12 protein-coding genes are annotated in these 17,988 nt (G+C 70.3%); 8 read left to right on the plus strand and 4 right to left on the minus strand.

The genetic code is table 11. From position 1 onward, the window contains the following. Positions 1-115: 115 nt before the first annotated feature. Both AC07PR_RS06980 and argF read left to right on the plus strand, forming a co-directional pair. Entirely contained in the window at positions 116-1,339 is a 1,224-nt protein-coding gene (locus AC07PR_RS06980) for an aspartate aminotransferase family protein (protein WP_483105750.1), read from the plus strand. Beyond that, a complete protein-coding gene (argF, locus tag AC07PR_RS06985) occupies positions 1,336-2,298 on the plus strand; it encodes an ornithine carbamoyltransferase (RefSeq protein WP_377156081.1) in 963 nt (320 codons plus the stop codon). Before AC07PR_RS06980 ends, argF begins: the two co-directional genes overlap by 4 nt. Before the next feature lie 73 nt (positions 2,299-2,371). Here argF and AC07PR_RS06990 read toward each other — a convergent pair whose 3' ends face one another. Then, positions 2,372-3,295: a substrate-binding periplasmic protein gene (locus tag AC07PR_RS06990; protein ID WP_377156082.1), complete on the minus strand. Its 924-nt coding sequence runs from the start codon at positions 3,293-3,295 to the stop codon at positions 2,372-2,374. A 260-nt stretch (positions 3,296-3,555) separates the two neighbouring features. On the opposite strand from AC07PR_RS06990, the gene AC07PR_RS06995 reads away from it, so the two are divergent. The 3 genes from AC07PR_RS06995 to AC07PR_RS07005 all read left to right on the plus strand — a co-directional run bounded on the left by AC07PR_RS06995 (position 3,556) and on the right by AC07PR_RS07005 (position 6,363). Then, complete coding sequence (locus AC07PR_RS06995) at positions 3,556-4,314, plus strand: metallophosphoesterase family protein (RefSeq protein ID WP_495134816.1); 759 nt, start codon at positions 3,556-3,558, stop codon at positions 4,312-4,314. A gap of 101 nt (positions 4,315-4,415) precedes the next feature. Further along, on the plus strand, positions 4,416-5,978 hold the full coding sequence (locus tag AC07PR_RS07000; protein WP_377156084.1) for a serine/threonine protein kinase: 1,563 nt from the start codon (positions 4,416-4,418) through the stop codon (positions 5,976-5,978). Positions 5,979-6,021: 43 nt separating this feature from the next. Then, positions 6,022-6,363 (plus strand): YkgJ family cysteine cluster protein, encoded by a 342-nt coding sequence (locus tag AC07PR_RS07005; protein ID WP_377156086.1) that lies wholly within the window; start codon positions 6,022-6,024, stop codon positions 6,361-6,363. Between the two features lie 39 nt (positions 6,364-6,402). Here the strand turns inward: AC07PR_RS07005 and AC07PR_RS07010 are convergent, their stop codons facing one another. Both AC07PR_RS07010 and pulA read right to left on the minus strand, forming a co-directional pair. Further along, the gene (locus AC07PR_RS07010; protein WP_495134817.1) at positions 6,403-7,644 is read right to left on the minus strand and encodes a tetratricopeptide repeat protein; all 1,242 of its coding nucleotides are present in this window, start codon (positions 7,642-7,644) and stop codon (positions 6,403-6,405) included. Positions 7,645-7,823: 179 nt separating this feature from the next. Beyond that, positions 7,824-10,736, minus strand: a complete 2,913-nt coding sequence (gene pulA, locus AC07PR_RS07015; protein WP_495134818.1) for a pullulanase-type alpha-1,6-glucosidase — start codon at positions 10,734-10,736, stop codon at positions 7,824-7,826. A gap of 229 nt (positions 10,737-10,965) precedes the next feature. Between pulA and AC07PR_RS07020 the strand changes: the two genes are divergently transcribed. The 3 genes from AC07PR_RS07020 to AC07PR_RS07030 all read left to right on the plus strand — a co-directional run bounded on the left by AC07PR_RS07020 (position 10,966) and on the right by AC07PR_RS07030 (position 15,753). Continuing rightward, positions 10,966-12,723, plus strand: coding sequence for an alpha-amylase family glycosyl hydrolase (locus tag AC07PR_RS07020; protein ID WP_495134819.1), 1,758 nt, complete (start codon positions 10,966-10,968; stop codon positions 12,721-12,723). 126 nt (positions 12,724-12,849) lie between these two features. After that, positions 12,850-14,715: a glycoside hydrolase family 13 protein gene (locus AC07PR_RS07025; protein WP_495134820.1), complete on the plus strand. Its 1,866-nt coding sequence runs from the start codon at positions 12,850-12,852 to the stop codon at positions 14,713-14,715. A gap of 141 nt (positions 14,716-14,856) precedes the next feature. After that, positions 14,857-15,753, plus strand: coding sequence for an amidohydrolase family protein (locus tag AC07PR_RS07030; protein WP_495134858.1), 897 nt, complete (start codon positions 14,857-14,859; stop codon positions 15,751-15,753). 101 nt (positions 15,754-15,854) lie between these two features. On the opposite strand, the gene AC07PR_RS07035 is transcribed toward AC07PR_RS07030, so the two are convergent. Further along, a complete protein-coding gene (locus AC07PR_RS07035) occupies positions 15,855-17,768 on the minus strand; it encodes an amidohydrolase (protein WP_483109223.1) in 1,914 nt (637 codons plus the stop codon). Positions 17,769-17,988 lie beyond the last annotated feature (220 nt).

A 17,988-nucleotide genomic window follows, 5' to 3' on the forward strand; every position in this document is an offset into this window, starting at 1 on the left:
CCGCCAGGGTCGACCCGTAGAATCGATCGGCTCCCGCAACCCCGGTCCCGGACCGGGATTGCCGGGCGCCTTCCTGGAGATGATTCCCCCACCCCTCCCACGTTTTGGAGACTTGATGAACGCCCCGGACTCCTCGTTCGCCGCCCCGACCGAACCCCATGTGATGCACACCTACGGCCGCCTGCCGATCGCCCTGTCGCACGGCGAAGGCGCCTGGGTCTGGGATACGGCCGGCCGACGATACCTGGACGGCCTCGGCGGGATCGCCGTCAACACGCTCGGACACAACCATCCGAAGCTGGTGGCGGCCTTGCGGGACCAGGTGGGCAAGCTCATCCACACGAGCAACTACTACCACGTCCCGCTGCAGGAGCAGCTCGCGGCCAAGCTCTGCGCGCTGTCGGGGCTGACCAACGCCTTCTTCTGCAACTCCGGCCTGGAGGCCAACGAGGCCGCGCTCAAGATCGCGCGCAAGTACGGCCACGACCGCGGCAACGAGAGCCCCGAGGTCATCGTGTTCGAGAAGGCCTTCCATGGCCGCTCGATCGCGACGCTGTCCGCAACCGGCAACCCGAAGGTGCAGGCGGGCTTCGGCCCGCTGGTGCCGGGCTTCGTCCGCGTGCCGCTGAACGACATCGCGGCGATCCGCCAGGCCATCGCCGAGCACCCGAACGTGACCGCGATCTTCCTGGAGACCATCCAGGGCGAAGGCGGCATCAACCCCGCCCACATCGACTTCCTGAAGGACCTGCGCAAGCTGTGCGACGAGCACGACCTGCTGCTGATGCTGGACGAGGTGCAATGCGGCATCGGCCGCACCGGCAAGTGGTTCGCGCACCAGTGGGCCGGCATCGTGCCGGACGTGATGCCGCTGGCCAAGGGCCTGGGCTCGGGCGTGCCCATCGGCGCGGTGGTGTGCGGCGACAAGGCCGCCAAGGTCTTCGGACCGGGCAACCACGGCACGACCTTCGGCGGCAATCCGCTGGCGATGCGCGCGGGCGTCGAGACGCTGACGGTGATGGAAGAGGACGGCCTGCTGGCCAATGCCGCGACCGTCGGCGCCGAGCTGAAGGCCGCGATCGAGCACGGCCTGGCGGGCGAAGCGGGCCTGGTCGAGGTGCGCGGCCACGGCCTGATGATCGGCATCGAACTCGACCGCCCCTGCGGCGTGCTGCTGACGCAGGCGATGGAGGCGGGCCTGCTGCTGAGCGTGACCGCCGACAAGGTCATCCGCCTGGTCCCGCCGCTGATCCTCACGAGCGCGGAAGCGGCCGAGATCGCCGCGCGTCTGGTGCCGCTGGTGAAGGCCTTCCTGGCCGCCCCGGCGTCCGCGCCATGAAGCCGGGGAACACGCTCATGCGTCATTACCTGCAGTTCAAGGACCTGCGCGCGGAGGAGTACACCCACCTGTTCGAACGGGCGGCGACGATCAAGCGACGCTTCAAGAACTACGAGAAGTACCAGCCGCTGCAGGACCGCACGCTGGCGATGATCTTCGAGAAGGCCTCCACGCGGACCCGCGTGAGCTTCGAGGCGGGCATGTACCAGATGGGCGGCTCGGTGGTGCACCTGACCACCGGCGACAGCCAGCTGGGCCGCGCCGAGCCGATCGAGGACAGCGCGCGCGTGATCAGCCGCATGGTCGACATCGTGATGATCCGGACCTACGAGCAGACCAAGCTGGAGCGCTTCGCCGCGCACTCGCGGGTGCCGGTCATCAACGGGCTGACCAACGAGTACCACCCCTGCCAGATCCTGGCGGACCTGTTCACCTTCATCGAGCAGCGCGGCATGGACCGACGCGGCGCGATCGACATGGACTGCCTGAAGGGACGCGTGGTGGCCTGGGTCGGCGACGGCAACAACATGGCCAACACCTGGTTGCAGGCGGCGGAGATCCTGGGCTTCACCGTGCACGTCAGCACGCCCAGCGGCTACGAGATCGACCCGGCGGTCGCCGGCATCAAGGACACGCGCTGCTACAAGGTCTTCAAGGACCCGAAGGAAGCCTGCCGCGACGCGGACCTGGTGACGACGGACGTGTGGACCAGCATGGGCTACGAGGCCGAGAACGAGACGCGCCGCACGGCGTTCGCGGACTGGTGCGTGGACAAGGACATGATGGCGCAGGCCAAGCCGGACGCGCTGTTCATGCACTGCCTGCCGGCGCACCGCGGCGAAGAGGTGGCGGCCGACGTGATCGACGGCCCGCAGTCGGTGGTCTGGGACGAGGCCGAGAACCGCATGCACGTGCAGAAGGCGCTGATGGAGTACCTGCTGCTCGGACGCATCGGCTGAACGCCCTGCCCCGCCCCGAGACGACAAGGCCCGCCGAGCGCGGGCCTTGTTCCATGACGCGGCGATCGCTGCGCTACTTCGGCACGACGATCGCCTTCAGGCCGTCTTCATACGACCCGGCCGGGTAATGCTTCTGCAGCGTCTTCCAGACGGTGCCGGAGCGTGAGTTCCGCTCCAGCGCGTCGCTCAGCACCTCGCGGTCCTTCGCCGGCAGGTGCCGCGACAGGTAGATCCCGCTGTCGGTCCAGGTGAGCTCCGCCATCGCCTCCAGGCGCAGACGGTCCAGCAGCGGCCGCGTCTTCGAGTCCTGCAGCAGGGTGCCCGCCAGGATCGACGGCGCCATCACCGTCACGTCCGCCAGGTTGCGCTCCAGCGTGCGCACGACCGCCGCCGGATCCGCTTCCACGACCAGTCGGCGCTGCGCCTTCAACGTCCTCAGCAACTGCTGGTAGGGCTCGCCGTAGTCGAAGCCGCGCACCACCGCCACGCGCAACTCCCGCCGCTCGCCGAGCTCGGTCAGGCTCTCGACCGGCGCGCGGTCCGACGAGATCGAGATCAGCATCGCCCGCGCCTTCATCATCGGAATGAAGTCGCCGTGCAAGTCCCGCTGGGAGGTGCGCGTCGCCGGCACCAGCACGTCCGCGCCGCTGCCGGCGAACATCGCCTCGACCCGCGCCCGCGGCACGACGACGAAATCGAACTGGCAGCCGGTCTCCGCCGACACCTTGCGCAGCAGGTCCGGATAGACCCCGCTGACCTCGCCGCCCGAGGTCACCACGCTCATGCCGATCGGCGCCATCGGCACCCGGATCGGTCGCGAGCAGTCCGCCCGCGCGGCGCCGGTCACCGACGCGAGCATCAACCCCACCGCCAGACCGCCTGCCGCGCGCGCGACGAGCGGCAGACGGCCCCGCCAGGGCACGCATGCCCAGCGCTCGATCGCCGGCGTTCGCCCGCGCTCGCGCGGGTCCGGCCGCCCGGATTCCAACGTGTTCATCTTCTTTCTCTCCCATGCCGGAACTGCCGGCGGCGCTGCGCTCTCGCCACATCGCCTCCTCGGCGCCCCATGTCGCCAGCCAGATTAGCAAAGCCCGGGACATCCACAACGCGTCAAACCCGCGAGTCCCCCGATCCATCGCCCATCCGGAGGGGCCGTGCCCCTGCGCTTCGGGGGGCTTGCGTCCGCCACTCGCCGTCTTGCGAAGGTTGACGTCAGCCATGCGTGGCATGCTTGCCCCTCGCATCCATGCTGCCTCCATGAAGACCGCCCTGATCTCCGACCTGCACGCCAACCGGCAAGCCTTCGAGGCCGTCCTCGACCACGCCCGGCGGCAGGGCGCCCGGCATTTCGCCCTCCTGGGAGACTACGTCGGTTACGGCAGCGACCCCGGCTGGGTGATCGACCAGGTGCGGACCCTGCGCGCGGAAGGCGCGATCGTCGTCGCCGGCAACCACGACCTCGGCGTGACGCAGGGCCCCCGTCCCACGATGAACGACGACGCGCGCGCCGCCATCGCCTGGACGCGCGCGCGGCTCACCGACGACCAGGTGGCCTTCCTGGCCGGGCTGCCGATGTCGGAGGAAGAGGACGACTGCCTCTACGTGCACGCCAACGCGTTCGATCCGACCGGCTTCGCCTACGTGCAGGGCCGGCTGGAGGCGATGCGCAGCCTGCACGCCACCGAGTGCCGCTACACCTTCTGCGGCCACATGCACGAGCCGATGCTGTACCACCTCTCCGGCACCGGCAAGGCGGGCGACTTCAAGCCGCAGCCCGGCGTGCCGATCCCGCTCCTGCCCAACCGGCAGTGGCTCGTCATCCCCGGCGCCTGCGGCCAGCCGCGCGACGGCAACCCGGCCGCCGCCTACGCGCTGTTCGACCACGACAGCGAGGAACTCAGCTTCCAGCGCGTGCCCTACGATGTGGAAGCCGCCGCCGCCGCGCTGCGCGCCGCGCCCGGCCTGCCCGCCGGCCTGGCGGACCGGCTCGCGCAACGCCTGGTGGCGGGCCGATGAAGATCGATGACCGCAGATGACGGCCGGCCACTTGCTCCCTCTCCCGCCTCCGGCAGAGAGCGGGGGCGAGGGCCAGCGGCGGTAGAAGTGCCAATGAATCGATGAACGACGCCCACCCGACGCACGCTTCCACTTCAGTCCCGGTACCGATCACCTCGCCGCTGCAACCCGGCCAGGTGCTGGACGGTTTCGTGCTCGAGGCGCGGCTTCACCAGGGCGGCATGGCCAACCTCTGGCAGGTGCGGCGGCAGGATCCGGCGGACCCGACAGGTCCCGCCGACGCCCATGCCGTCGATGTCCATCCCGTCGAGGACTTCCCGCTGATCATGAAGGTCCCCCGCATCAAGGGCGGCGAGGACCCGGCCAGCATCGTCGGCTTCGAGGTCGAGCAGATGATCATGCCGGCGCTCAAGGGGCCGCACGTGCCGCGCTTCGTCGCGCGCGGCGACTGGCGCCGCCAGGCCTACATCGTCATGGAGCGCATCGAGGCCGAGAGCCTGCGCCCGCGCCTGGACCAGGCGCCGCTGCCGCTGGTGGAGGTCGTCGAGATCGGCATCCAGGTCGCGCACGCGCTGACCGACCTGCACCGCCAGCACCTGGTCCACCTCGACATCAAGCCCAGCAACATCCTGCTGCGCCCGGACGGCACCGTGGTGCTGGTCGACTTCGGCCTGTCGCGGCACGACTTCCTGCCCGACCTGCTGGAGGAGGAGTTCTCCCTGCCGATGGGCACCGGGCCGTACATGTCGCCGGAGCAGGTCCAGTTCGTCCGCAACGATCCGCGCAGCGACCTCTTCGCGCTGGGGGTCATGCTGTACCACCTTTCCACCGGCGAGCGGCCCTTCGGCCAGCCGACATCGGTGCGACAGCTGCGGCGCCGGCTCTACGTCGACCCGATCCCGCCCCGCGCGATCCGGCCCGAGCTGCCGCCGTGGTTCCAGGAGATCGTCCTGCACTGCCTGGAGGTGCGCGCCGAGCGCCGCTACCAGAGCGCCGCGCAGCTCGCGCTGGACCTGCAGCGGCCGGACGCGGTGCCCCTGACCGCCCGGGCGCACAAGCTGCAGCGCAGCGGCATGGTGCGACGCTTCAAGCGCTGGTTCCTGGCGATGGGCGAGGAACCGCGCGCGCCGGCCTCGGTCGGCGCGCAGGTTGCGCGCAGCCCCGTGATCATGGCCGCCGTCGACGTGCTGGGCGCCACGCCCACCTTGCTCGAGGAATTGCGCGAGGTCGTGCGCCGCCTGATGCAGACCGAGCCCGGCGCGCGCCTGGCCTGCGTCGGCGTGATGAAGACCAACCGCATCGGCATGGACGAGCTCACCGACGCGCAGGGCCGCAGCCATCACGTGCAGCAGCTGATCGCGCTGAAGAACTGGGCGCATCCGATGACGCGGGAACTGGCGCTGGAAGACGGCCGGCTGACCTTCCACGTGCTGGAAGCACCGGACGCCGCCGATGCGTTGATCGAGTTCGCCGCGAAGACCGGCGTCGACCACGTCGTGATGGGCGCGCGCGCCAGTTCGATGATGCGCCGCTACCTGGGCAGCGTGTCGGCGCAGGTCGTCTCGCAATGCGCCTGCACCGTCACCGTCGTGCGCGAACCCGTGCTGCCCGACGACACGCCCGCGCCCGACAGCACGCTGATCAGCCCGTCGGCGTCGAACTGAAACCCTTCCCGCGGCGCCCTGCCCTCACCCGCCCTCCGTTGACATGCCGGCCTTCACCGACAACCCCTGCACCCGCTGCGGCGCCTGCTGCGCGAGCTTCCGCGTCGACTTCTCACGCCAGGAGCTGCTCAGCGAAGGCGGCACGGTGCCGGACGGCCTGACGGTGGAAGTCACGGACTCGACCTGCCGGATGCGCGGCACCGACCATGCGCGGCCACGTTGCGCCGCCTTGCAGGGAAAGGTCGGCGAGCACGCCGGCTGCGGCATCTACGAATGGCGACCGTCGCCGTGCCGCGACTTCGGCCTGCGCTCCCCCTTGGGCATCGGCGACGACGCCTGCGCCCGGGCGCGCGCGCGTCACGGCCTGCCGCCGCTCGACGCCTGAGTTCCCAAGCCGGCGTCCCCGGTCCGCGACTGCCGCGGGCTAGCGGACCTGGACTTTCGCCGGCTGCATTTTCGCCTTCAGGCTTTCCAGCTTGGCCGCGTAGAGCTGCCGCTGCGGCGCGGTCACGCTGTACTCCTGGGCCTTGGCCAGTTCCGTGCGCACGACATCCCACTTGCCCAATCCCACGTTGGCCAGCGCCATCCAGAAATGGAACTCGTGGTAGTAGGCCGAGCGGTCGATCTCCTTGGCGAAGAGGTCGCGCGCCTGGGCGTAGTCGCCCGCCTTCATCGCGGCGACGCCGAGGTCGAAGAACTTGAACGGCGGATACGGCTGGAGCAGGGCCAGCTGGGTCTCGAGCTTCTGCGCCTCGGCGAACTGACCCTGGAAGCGCAGCGCCTGGGCCAGGTTGGACATGGACTGCACGTTGGCCGGCTCGTGCGCCAGCACATGGCGGAAGGCGCGCTCGGCAAGCACGGTGTCGCCGTGCCGCCGGTAGATCACGCCCAGCGTGTTGAGCGCCGTCAGCATCCGCGGATCGTGCAGCCAGGCGGCGCGCGCCCACCAGTAGGCGCGGGCAATCTGGGCCTGCGCCAGCAGCTCCGCGGCGCGGTTGTTCATGTACATCGCGACGATGCCGCGCTCGTCGATGGGCATCGCGCGCTGGCGCGAGATCTGCGCGCCGGGCAGGAAGTCGACCACCAGCGAGGGCTCGTCGTTGCCCAGCACGCGGAAGTCCGTCCGGCGCCGGCCCAGCGCGATGTTGACGTGGCCGGAGACGACCTGCAGGTCGCCGACGCGGCTCCACTGCTCCTCGTCGTAGATCTGGCGGAACACGAAGGGCAGGCCCATCTCGCGCGCGAAGGCGGCCGTCATCATCGCCAGCGACAGGCAGTTGCCGGCCTTGGCGTCGAAGGCCTCGGCGGCGGTGCGCGTGGTCTCGGCGTCGTACTCCAGCTGGAGCTCGTTGCGGTTGTAGAGCGCATCCAGCAGCAGGTGGCGCATGTCGCGCGCATCCATCATCAGCGTCGTGCCGTTGGCGCCCGCATTCGGGATGCGGCCGCGGATGAACTCGCGCATCTTCGGCGTCAGCGCCATGACCTGCGCCGGGTCGATCACGTCGCGCGACGGCGGGAAGAGCTCGTCGTGGATCAGCGAGGCCGCCTCGATCGGCGGCGTGGCCTCGGGCGCCGTGGCGCACCCTGTCACCGCCAGCGCCGCCAGCAGCGCCGCGCCGAGCATCAGCGCCTTGCGGACCGAATGGATCGCCTGGATCGTTCCCATGACCGTCTCCGATGCGGCCTCTGGACGGGGCCGCTGATGAGCCATGCTACTCCGCCGCGCGAGGCGCGCAGCCCCGTGCGACGGATGGGGTGATCCCGGGCTTGAAAGTCGCCCGGCGAAGGTCCAGACCCGGGACGCCCGCGAGGCTCAGCGACGCTCCGACTTCGTAACGGGACCGTTCAACGACGCTCGACGACGAACACCGCGACGCTGCGCGCCGGCACCCGGAAATGCCCCCGCACGCCGTCGACCCGCGACTCGTTGCGGATGCGCGTATCCGCCGCGCCGGCGGCGCGCTGCACCGGATGCAGGCGCCAGGCGAAGCCGGCTTCGGCCGGCAAGGTCAGCGACGTCGGCTCGGCGGTGGCATTGACGACGTACAGCAGCCGATCGAACACGGCATCCGCGCGTCCAGCCCCGTCGAGTCGACCCACGATCACGCCGGCTTGCTGAACCGGGCCGGAGTTGTGGAAGACAAGCCGGCGCCGGATTTCCTCCGGATCGGCGAGCCGGAACAGCGGCGTGCTCGCGCGGATCCGCAGTTGGTCGAGGAACACGCGCCGCGTCCAGTCGATCTGCGCCGGACCGGGCTTGATCGCGGGATCGGCCAGCAGCGGCCGCAGCAGTGCGAAGTCCTGGCCGCTGTCGCGGGCAGGCGGCAGGCCGGCGCCGAAGCCGTTGTCGCGACCGCTCCAGTCGAGCCGGTTGAACCAGTCGCCCGAGTCGTAGCTGTTGCGGTCCATCGACTTGGAGCGCAGCAATTCGCCGCCGGCATGGAAGTAGGCGACGCCCTGGCTCAGCGCATTGATCCCGAGCGCCACCGCCTGCGTGCGGGCGCGGTCGTCGGCGCTCGTGGTGCGCGGCAGCTTCAGCACCAGCGCGTCGAACAGCGTCTGGTTGTCGTGGTTCTCGACGTAGTTGACGACCTCCGCCGGCACCGAGGCGTAGCCGGCGGGCTGGTCGCCGTAGGGCAGGCGTTCGCCGGCGACGCGACGACCGTCGGCGGTCTCCAGCTCGAAGCCGCGCAGCGTGCCCGCCATCGCGAGCTTGAGCAGATCGCCCTGGCGCAGCAGTTCCTCGCGGCGCGCGGCATCCCCCGACTGCGCCGGCACGATGAACCCAGGCCCGCGCGCCGAAGTGGCCGCATCGTCGCCCGCCGCGCCGCCGCGCACCGCATCGCGGCCGCGATCGCTGAAGGTGCCGATGCCGGTGCCGTTCAGCGACAGCTGCGAGGCCTGCACGAATCGCGCGCCGCTGGCGACCTCGCCGAAGTTCCAGCCTTCACCGATCAGTTGGACGTCGCGACCCAGCTCGCGCTTCAAGCGCGCCTGGAGTTGTTCCATCACCGCGCGCGGCTGGTGCCCCATCAGGTCGAAGCGGAAGGACGCGATCCTGTACTCCCGCGCCCACAGCACCACCGAGTCGACCAGCAGCTTGCCCATCATGCGGTGCTCGGTGGCGGTGTTGTCGCAGCAGGTCGAGCGCTCGACACGGCCCAGCACGTCCAGGCGCTGGTAGTAGCCGGGCACGATGCGGTCCAGCACCGAATGCGGATGCTGCCCGGAGGCCGTCGTGTGGTTGTAGACCACGTCCATGCCGACGCGCAGTCCGGCCGCATGCAGCCCCATCACCATCGCGCGCAACTCTCGCACGCGGACCGCGCCGTCATTGGCATCGCTGGCGAAGCTGCCCTCCGGTGCGCTGTAGTGGTACGGGTCGTAGCCCCAGTTGAAGCAGTCGCTGTCGGCGACGGCCATGACGGCCGCCTGCTGCGCCTCGCTGTCGGGCGCGGCCCTCGGCACGCGCGGGATCGCGCAGTGGCGCTCCGGCACGGTGGCCAGATCGAAGACCGGCAGCAGGTGCACGTCCGTCAGGCCTGCCTCGCTGAGCGCGCGCAGGTGGCGCATGCCGGCCGAGCCGGACTGCGTGAAGGCCAGGTACTTGCCACGCATGGCGGCGGGCACGCTGCGGTCGTCGCGGGAGAAGTCGCGCACATGCAGTTCGTAGACGACCATGTCCGTCGGCGTCTTCACGCGGTCGGGGATGCGGCTGGCCGACCAGCCGCGCGGCTGCAGGCGCGGCTCGGACAGGTCGGCGACGTAGCTGCGCGCCGAATCCGCCGACAGGCTCACCGAATACGGATCGGTCACGAGGTTGCGCACGCGACCGACGCCCGGCACGAAGAGCTCGACGAGGTAACGGTAATACGAGCCGCTTCGCACGCCCGCCGCGCCGGATACGCCGGATACGCCGGATACGCCGGATACGCCGGGTGCGCCGGGTGCGCCGGGTGCGCCAGCCTCGCCGGACGTGCGCGCCGTGTCGACGGCCCAGATCCCCGTGCGGTCGTCGCGCGCCAGCGGGAGGCGCACGCGGGCAGCGCTGTCGGGGCCGTCGTAGACGCACAGCGCGACGCGATCGGCCGTCGGCGCCCACAGCTTGAAGGCGGCGCCCTTCGACCCCACCGTCACGCCCAGCGCCGACTCGTCCTCGGCGGCGGCGTAGATCGCATCGAGCGCGCGCGCGGTCTGCGCCGGACTCCAGCGCCGCACGCGGCCCTGCGCGTCCTCGACGACGACCAGCGACTGACCGCGCTGCAGCAGGGCCGCATCGACGCCTTCCTCCAACGCGAACTCCGGGCCGGCGCCCAGATAGGCGCCCTGCGCGGCGATCTCCGCGCTCAGCGGCTCGCGGGCGACGTCGACGATCCGGAGCGCAAGGCTGCGGTCGCTCCCGGTCATGCGCCCTTCATTCAAGGTCAATCCGCCAGCCGCCGAGTGATGCCACCGGACGGTCTCGCCGGCGGCCAGCATCAAGCCCGGCCAGCGCAGGCGGCGTGCATCGAGCCACACCGGCTGCGGCATCGCGGGCGCGGCGGGCTGGGGCGCCAGCGTCGGCGACTGCGGTGCCAGCACCGTCGCCCACCCGGCGCCGCAGGCGGCCAGCGAAGGGTCACCTGCGGCGATCGTGGAATCGCCCGCGGCGATCAAGGAGTCGCCTGCGGCGATGGCCATCGGCATTCCGGCCAGGCCGCTCAGCATCAATACCGCCAGACGTGGCCAGGGGCGGGACAAGGTCGAGCGGACGCCCATCGGATCTCCATCGGAAGGTGGTTCTGGCGCCGGATCCACCTTCCTTGAAGGCCGTGCCGGCACTGCGCTTCAGATGGTAGCAAAACTACATACGAGGGCGATCAGGACTTCCCTTCATAGGCCATACCTTCTATGCTGCGGCGCGACGACGCCTCCGAAGCTTCTTCCGGAGACGTTCAGATTTGTACTTTTGCTACAGACACGATCACAAGACCAGGAGATTCGCGAGATGACTCGTCGCCCCTTCGCCCTCGCCACGGCCACGGTGCTGGCCGTCGCGACGGCCGCCGGACTGACGGCGCCGACGGCGCACGCGGCGCCGGCCGCCGCGGCGACGCCGGCCAGGGCCGCGACGCCCGTGGACCTCTCGCCCGTCCAGGAGGCGCGCGGCCACAGCGCGCTGCCCGAGGGCTGGCAGCACGGCGCCTTCATCGAGATCTTCGTGCGCGGCTTCCAGGACAGCGACGGCGACGGCATCGGCGACCTGCGCGGCGTGACGCAGCGGCTGGACTACCTGAAGGACCTCGGCATCAAGGGCATCTGGCTGATGCCGATCACCGCCAGCGCCGACCACGACCACGGCTACGCGACGACGGACTACCGCGCGATCGAGCCGCAGTACGGCACGCTGGCCGACTTCGACGAGCTGATCCGCGAAGCCCACCGGCGCGGCATCGGCGTCGTCATGGACTACGTGATCAACCACAGCGCGCGCGAGCATCCGCTGTTCCGCGCGGCGGCGGCGGATCCGGCCAGCCCGTGGCGCGACTGGTTCGTGTGGACCCCGCAGCCGCTGGCAGAGCTGAAGGACTGGGACATCTGGGGCAAGACGCCCTGGTACCTGCCCGGCGAGGACGTCCCGCCCGAGCTGCCCGAGGGCGCGAGCGCGCCGCCCAAGCCTGAATCGACGGCCCAGGCGGGCGCCGGCTCGCCGCGCTACTTCGCGGTGTTCGGACCGCACATGCCCGACTTCAACATGCGCAACCCGGCGGCGGTGAAGTACCACGCGGACAGCCTGCGCTTCTGGCTCAACCGCGGGCTGGACGGCTACCGCCTCGACGCGGTGCCGCACCTGATCGAGAACAGCGCGAAGGACTGGAACGACCAGCCGGAGAGCCGCGTCCTGACCGGCGACTTCACGCGCCTGATCAAGCGTTACCCGCGGCGCTTCGTCGTGTGCGAGGCCACCGCCGAGCCCAAGGTCTACACGCGCGACGACATCTGCGGCAGCGCCTTCGCCTTCGGGCTGGAGCGCGCGGTGATCGATGCCGCCAAGGGCGGCGACGGTTCGGTCGAGGCGGTGGCCAAGGTCGCGCGCTTCTTCACCGAGGCGCCGTTGTCGATGGCCACGATGCTGAGCAATCACGACATCTTCGCGGGCAAGCGGGCCTGGGACCAGTTCGAGGGCGACGAGGCACGCTACAAGCTCGCCGCCGCGACCTACCTGCTGCTGCCGGGCACGCCGTTCATCTACTACGGCGAAGAGATCGGCCAGGCCGGCGTCGCCGGTCTGCCGGGCGATGCGCCGTTGCGCGCGCCGATGAGCTGGACCCCGGCGCCGGGCGGCTTCTCGACGGGCACGCCGTTCCGGCCGGCCTCGCCGAACCTCTCGACGCACAACGCGCAGGCGCAGGCCGCCGATCCGGGCTCGCTGCTGAACTTCTACAAGGCGATGCTGGCGCTGCGCAACGGCCAGCCGGCGATCGCGCGCGGCCGCTACGAGGCACCGCTCGCGCAGGGTCAGGTGTTGAGTTTCCAGCGCGCCTACAAGAACGAGCGCGTGCTGGTCGTCATCAACTACGGGCGGGCTGCCACCGAGGTGACGCTCCCCGGCCTGCCGGCGAAGGCGCGCCTTCGCGCCTTGCACCCGCAGCCTCCGTCGGGCTCGGCGACCGCCATCCAGGCCAGGGCACTCGCCGCCGATGCGCGGGGTCGGGTCACGCTGACCGCCGCGCCGCTGTCGGTGCAGGTCTTCCGCCTTCGCTGAAGGGCGTGCAGGATGCCGACCACGACGCGCCTCATCGCACGACTCGCCCCGCTGGCCTCGCTCACGCCTTCCACCCCCTTCGTCTCCACCGTCTCCACCGTCTTCCTCGCCTTGAGCCTTCTTGTCATGACAAACGCTCCCTCCGCCGCGACGACCGCTCCCGCCTCTTCCACCCCTTCCACCGCCCCGGTGACGCTTGATCACGTCGAGCCGCCGGACTGGTGGGTCGGCATGAAGTCGCCCGACCTGCAGCTGATGCTGCACGGCGCGGGCATCGGCGCCCTGCAGGCGGAGCTGGCGCCCGTGCCCGGCGTGATCCTGGTCGGCACGCGGCGCGGCGACAGCCCCAACTACCTGTTCGTGGACCTGCGGATCGAATCGTCGGCCCAGCCGGGCACGCTGACGCTGCGCCTGAAGCGCGACGGGCAGGTCGTCGTCGAGCATGGCTACGTCCTGCGCGCGCGCGTGCCGGGCTCGGCACAGCGCGAAAGCTTCGGACCGAAGGACGCGATCTACCTGGTGGTCCCGGACCGTTTCGCCAACGGCGATCCGCGCAACGACGAGGTGCCGGGCCTGGCCGAAGGCCTGCGTCGCGACGACCCGGGCGGCCGCCACGGCGGCGACCTCGCGGGCCTGACGTCGCACCTCGACTACATCGCCGCGATGGGCTTCACGATGCTGTGGCCGACCCCGCTGTCGGTGAACGACAGCCCGAAGTGGAGCTACCACGGCTACGGCGCGACCGACTTCTACCAGGTCGATCCGCGCTTCGGCAGCAACGACGACTTCGTGCGGCTCGGCGCCGAGGCGAAACGCCACGGCATCGGCCTGATCCAGGACATCGTGCTGAACCACATCGGCGTGCATCACTGGTGGATGGCCGACCTGCCGACGGCGGACTGGGTCAACACCTGGCCCCAGTACACCGAGACGCATCACGCGCGCATGTCGCTGCAGGATCCGTACGCCGCGCCGAGCGACCGCAGGCGCTTCAGCGACGGCTGGTTCAGCCCCGGCATGCCCGACCTCAACCAGCGCCAGCCGCTGATGGCGACCTACCTGACGCAGATGAGCCTGTGGTGGATCGAGACCGCCGGCCTGGCCGGCGTGCGCACGGACACCTACAGCTATTCCGACAAGGACTTCCTGGCCGCCTGGTCGCGCCGCCTCAAGGAGGAGTATCCGAAGCTGAACATCGTCGGCGAGGAATGGAGCCCCCACCCGGCCGTGGTGTCGTACTGGCAGGCGGGCAAGCGCAACCACGACGGCTACGTGTCCTCGCTGCCGAGCCTGATGGACTTCCCGCTGCAGGAGGCGCTGCTGGCCGCCCTGAACCAGCAGGATGCGCACGACGGCGGCTTCACGAAGCTCTACGAGGCGCTGGCGCATGACTTCGTCTATCCGGACCCGGCCAACCTGGTGCTGTTCGAGGGCAACCACGACACGCCGCGCGTCTACAGCGTGCTGCACGACGACGTCGAGCTGACGAAGATGGCCTGGGCCTACCTCTCCTTCGTGCGGCGGATCCCGCAGTTCTTCTACGGTTCCGAGATCCTGATGACCAGCCCGCGCCATCGCGACGACGGCGCGGTGCGGGCGGACTTCCCCGGCGGCTGGGCCGGCGATGCGGTCAACGCGTTCACCGGCGCGGGGCTGGGCGAGCGCCAGGCCGGCGCGCAGGCCTGGCTGAAGCGGCTGCTGAACTGGCGCAAGACGGAGGCGCTCGTGCACGGCGGCGCGCTGATGCAGTACGCGCCGCTGGCCGAGAGCTATGTGCTGTTCCGCTACGACGCGGCCCAGGGCCTCGGCGGCAGGCGCCTGATGCTCGTGCTGAGCAAGGCGAAGGAGTCGCGCGAGCTGGACCTGTCGCGCTTCCCCGAGATGCTGCGCGAGGGCGACACGGCGGTCGACGTCATGACCGGCGAGCGCAGGACGCTGGGCCGGACGCTGACGCTGCCGGCGAGGTCGGTGACGCTGCTGTCGATCGAGTGAACGACTGCATGAGCGACTGCGGGAACGACTGCTTGAGCGACTGCTTGAGCGCTGCATGAGCAACTGCATGAGCGACTGAGTAAGAATAGGCTCCGGTCCCATCGACTGGAGCCGTCCATGCGCCCTGCTCTCCGGCGGCTGATGTCGCTTGTCTCCGTGTTCGCGTCGTTCACCGCGCTCGCGGTGTCGTTGACCGGCGGCAGCGCGGCCCACGCCGCCGACTACGTCGGCCCGATCTTCGACGCCCACCTCCACTACAACGAGGAAGCCTGGAACGGCCTTGACGGCCCGCATCCGCCGTCGGACGTGCTCGCGCGCATGCAGCGCAGCGGCGTGAAGGCGATCCTCGCCAACTCGCGCCCGAACGACGGCACGCGCACGCTCGCGTCGCTGCCGGAGACACGAGCGGCCGGCGTGACCGTCGTGCCGTTCATCCGCCTTTATCGCACCCGTTCCGACTACGACGGCTGGTTCCGCAACGAGAGCATCTATCGCATGGTGCAGGATGAACTCGCGCGCGGGACGGCGTCAGGCCCCTATCGCGGCATCGGCGAGTTCCACCTCTACGACAGCGCCAACGCGCGCGGCCCGGTCGCGCAGAAGCTGATGGCGCTGGCGGAGGAGAAGTCGCTCGTCGTGCTCGCGCACGTCGACGACGAGGCGATCGACCTGCTGATGGAAGCGACGCCCAGCAAGGGCCGCGAAGCGCGACTGATCTGGGCCCACACCGGGATCAACGGCGCGCCGGTCGAGCGCGTGGAGGCGCTGCTCGCGAAGTACCCGCGGCTGATGGGCGAGCTGTCCTACCGCCCCGGGCTCACCTGCGACGACGGCAAGCTCTGCCCCGCGTGGCGCGCCTTGATCCTGAAGTACCCGGATCGTTTCCTCGTCGGCTCCGACACCTGGGTCAACCAGCGTTGGCAGCACTACGAGGCCACGATGAAGGGCTACCGCACCTGGCTGGGCGACCTGCCCGCGGACGCGTCCCGCAAGATCGCCTGGGGCAATGCGGCGAAGCTGTTCGGACTCGGCGACTGACGACGCTCGCCGGTGCCGCGCGACCCCTCTGGCAGCGCCAGCAACGACGGCGACTGAGGCTGCGGCCACCGCGATCTCAGCATCGACGCCAGCGGACGGCCTCACACGTAGCAGCTGCATCCCATCGCGCCCCAGAACGCCTGCGCCGCCGATGCGTCGCGCGCCGCGCTCGCGACCGCCGTGTGATCGTGGGCATGCACACCGCACGCGCTCGCGCAGGCGCACTGCGCGGCGTACTGGTAGCGGCGCTCGGCATCGCTCAGCGACGACGACGCCGCCGACTTGCGCGCCTGGTAGCCGCCGTAGGTGCGCACCGGCGACCAGTCCGGCATCGCCGGCGGCAAGGCCGGCGCGAGCGACGCATAGGCGCCGCTGCCGTGCACCGGCTTGCCCGCCACCACGGTCAGCACGGACGTGATGTCCTGGATCTGGTCCTCGGGCACGGTCAGGAAGTCGCGGTCGAGCACCGCCAGGTCGCCGAACGCGCCCGGCTTCAGCACGCCCTTCTTCCCCGTGTCGCGCGAGAACCAGGCGCCGTCGGCCGTCATCAGCCGCAGCGCGGCGACGCGGTCGAGCCGCCGCTCCTCCGGATACAGCAAGGTGCCGCCGATTGTGCGACCCGACACCAGCCAGTACAGCGCCTGCCACGGGTTGTAGCTGTTCACCCGCGTCGCGTCGGTGCCCAGCGAGACGGGGATGCCCATCTCCAGCATGCGCTTGACCGGCGGCGTCTCGGCCGTCGCCTTCAGCCCGTAGCGGCGGATGAAGTACTCGCCCTGCATCGACATCCGGTTCTGCACCGCGATGCCGCCGCCCAGCCGCTTGATGCGCTCGAGGTTCTGCGGCGTCACCGTCTCGCAGTGGTCGAAGAACCAGCCGAGCTTGTCGATCGGGTGGTCGCGATGGACCTTCTCGAACACGTCCAGGCTGCGCGACACCGTCTCGTTGTAGGTTGCATGCATGCGCCAGGGCCAGCCGTTGCCGGCGAGGAAACGCACCACGCCTTCCAGGTCGTTCTCCATCGCCGCCGGCATCTCGGGCCGCGGGACGAGGAAGTCCTCGAAGTCCGCGGCGCTGAAGGCCAGCATCTCGCCGGCGCCGTTGAGCTTGTAGAAGTCGCTGCCGTCGCCCGGCTTGCCGGTGCGCGCCCAGCGCTGGAAGTCGGCCAGTTCCTGCTTGGCCTTCTGCGGGAACAGGTTGTAGGCGATGCGCACCGTGAGGCGGTTCTCCCTGGCGAGCTTGTCGATGATCGCGTAGTCGTCGGGATAGTTCTGGAAGCCGCCGCCCGCGTCGCCGACCGAGGTCACGCCGAGCCGGTTCTCCTCGCGCATGAAATGCAGCGTCGAGTTGAGCTGCTGCTCGGGATCGAGCTTGGGACCGAGGTTCAGCGTGTTGTAGAGGATGAAGGCGTTGGGCTCGGCGAGCAGCAGGCCGGTGGGCTCGCCGCGCGCGTCGCGCTCGATGATCGCGCCGGCGGGCTGCGGCGTGTCCTTCGTGTAGCCGACCGCGCGCAGCGCCGCGCGGTTGAGGAAGGCCTGGTTGTAGAGGTTGAGCACGAACACCGGCGTGTCCGGCGCGGCGGCATTGAGCTCGGCGAGCGTCGGCATGCGCTTCTCGTCGAACTGGAATTCGTTCCACCCGCCGACGACGCGGACCCACTGCGGCGCCGGCGTGCGCGCGGCCTGGTCCTTGAGCATCTGCAGCGCCGCGCCCAGCGAGCGCACGCCGTCCCAGCGCAGCTCCATGTTGAAGTTGAGCCCGCCACGGATGATGTGCATGTGCGAGTCGGTCAGCCCTGGGATCACGCGGCGCTTCTCGACGTCGACGACACGCGTCTTCGCGCCGGCGAGCTTGGCGATCTCCGCGTCCGTGCCCACGGCCATCACGACGCCGTCGCGCAGCGCGATGGCGGTGGCCTCCGGCCTGGCCGGATCCATCGTCGTGATGCGGCCGTTGCGCAGGATCAGGTCGGGCGCGCCACCCTGCCCCGTCTGCGCGAGCACCGGCCCCGCCATCACGCTGATCCCGAGCGCGGCGGCCGCCTCCATGAAATCTCGGCGGTTGCCCTGCGGCGCATCCTCGCGGCCGGTGCGGATCAGGTCGGTGAACATGGCGAGCTCCTGTGCATGGGAACCGGCCAATTCTTCGCCTGATCGTCGCGTTTCGCTTCTCCCGAAAGGGGGGACACCGATGGGGGATGCGATACCTACGTCGAGGTGATTGCGAGAGATACCG

The organism is Roseateles sp. GW821-FHT09H11 (assembly GCF_059415845.1).

What these genes read in the sequence shown, in the direction of transcription:
- AC07PR_RS07010 (WP_495134817.1), bottom strand. Translation starts at nt 7,644, where the DNA reads ATGGGAACGATCCAGGCGATCCATTCGGTCCGCAAGGCGCTGATGCTC.
- argF (WP_377156081.1), top strand. Translation starts at nt 1,336, where the DNA reads ATGAAGCCGGGGAACACGCTCATGCGTCATTACCTGCAGTTCAAGGAC.
- AC07PR_RS07020 (WP_495134819.1), top strand. Translation starts at nt 10,966, where the DNA reads ATGACTCGTCGCCCCTTCGCCCTCGCCACGGCCACGGTGCTGGCCGTC.
- AC07PR_RS07005 (WP_377156086.1), top strand. Translation starts at nt 6,022, where the DNA reads ATGCCGGCCTTCACCGACAACCCCTGCACCCGCTGCGGCGCCTGCTGC.
- AC07PR_RS06995 (WP_495134816.1), top strand. Translation starts at nt 3,556, where the DNA reads ATGAAGACCGCCCTGATCTCCGACCTGCACGCCAACCGGCAAGCCTTC.
- pulA (WP_495134818.1), bottom strand. Translation starts at nt 10,736, where the DNA reads ATGGGCGTCCGCTCGACCTTGTCCCGCCCCTGGCCACGTCTGGCGGTA.
- AC07PR_RS06980 (WP_483105750.1), top strand. Translation starts at nt 116, where the DNA reads ATGAACGCCCCGGACTCCTCGTTCGCCGCCCCGACCGAACCCCATGTG.
- AC07PR_RS07035 (WP_483109223.1), bottom strand. Translation starts at nt 17,768, where the DNA reads ATGGCGGGGCCGGTGCTCGCGCAGACGGGGCAGGGTGGCGCGCCCGAC.
- AC07PR_RS07025 (WP_495134820.1), top strand. Translation starts at nt 12,850, where the DNA reads ATGACAAACGCTCCCTCCGCCGCGACGACCGCTCCCGCCTCTTCCACC.
- AC07PR_RS07000 (WP_377156084.1), top strand. Translation starts at nt 4,416, where the DNA reads ATGAACGACGCCCACCCGACGCACGCTTCCACTTCAGTCCCGGTACCG.
- AC07PR_RS07030 (WP_495134858.1), top strand. Translation starts at nt 14,857, where the DNA reads ATGTCGCTTGTCTCCGTGTTCGCGTCGTTCACCGCGCTCGCGGTGTCG.
- AC07PR_RS06990 (WP_377156082.1), bottom strand. Translation starts at nt 3,295, where the DNA reads ATGAACACGTTGGAATCCGGGCGGCCGGACCCGCGCGAGCGCGGGCGA.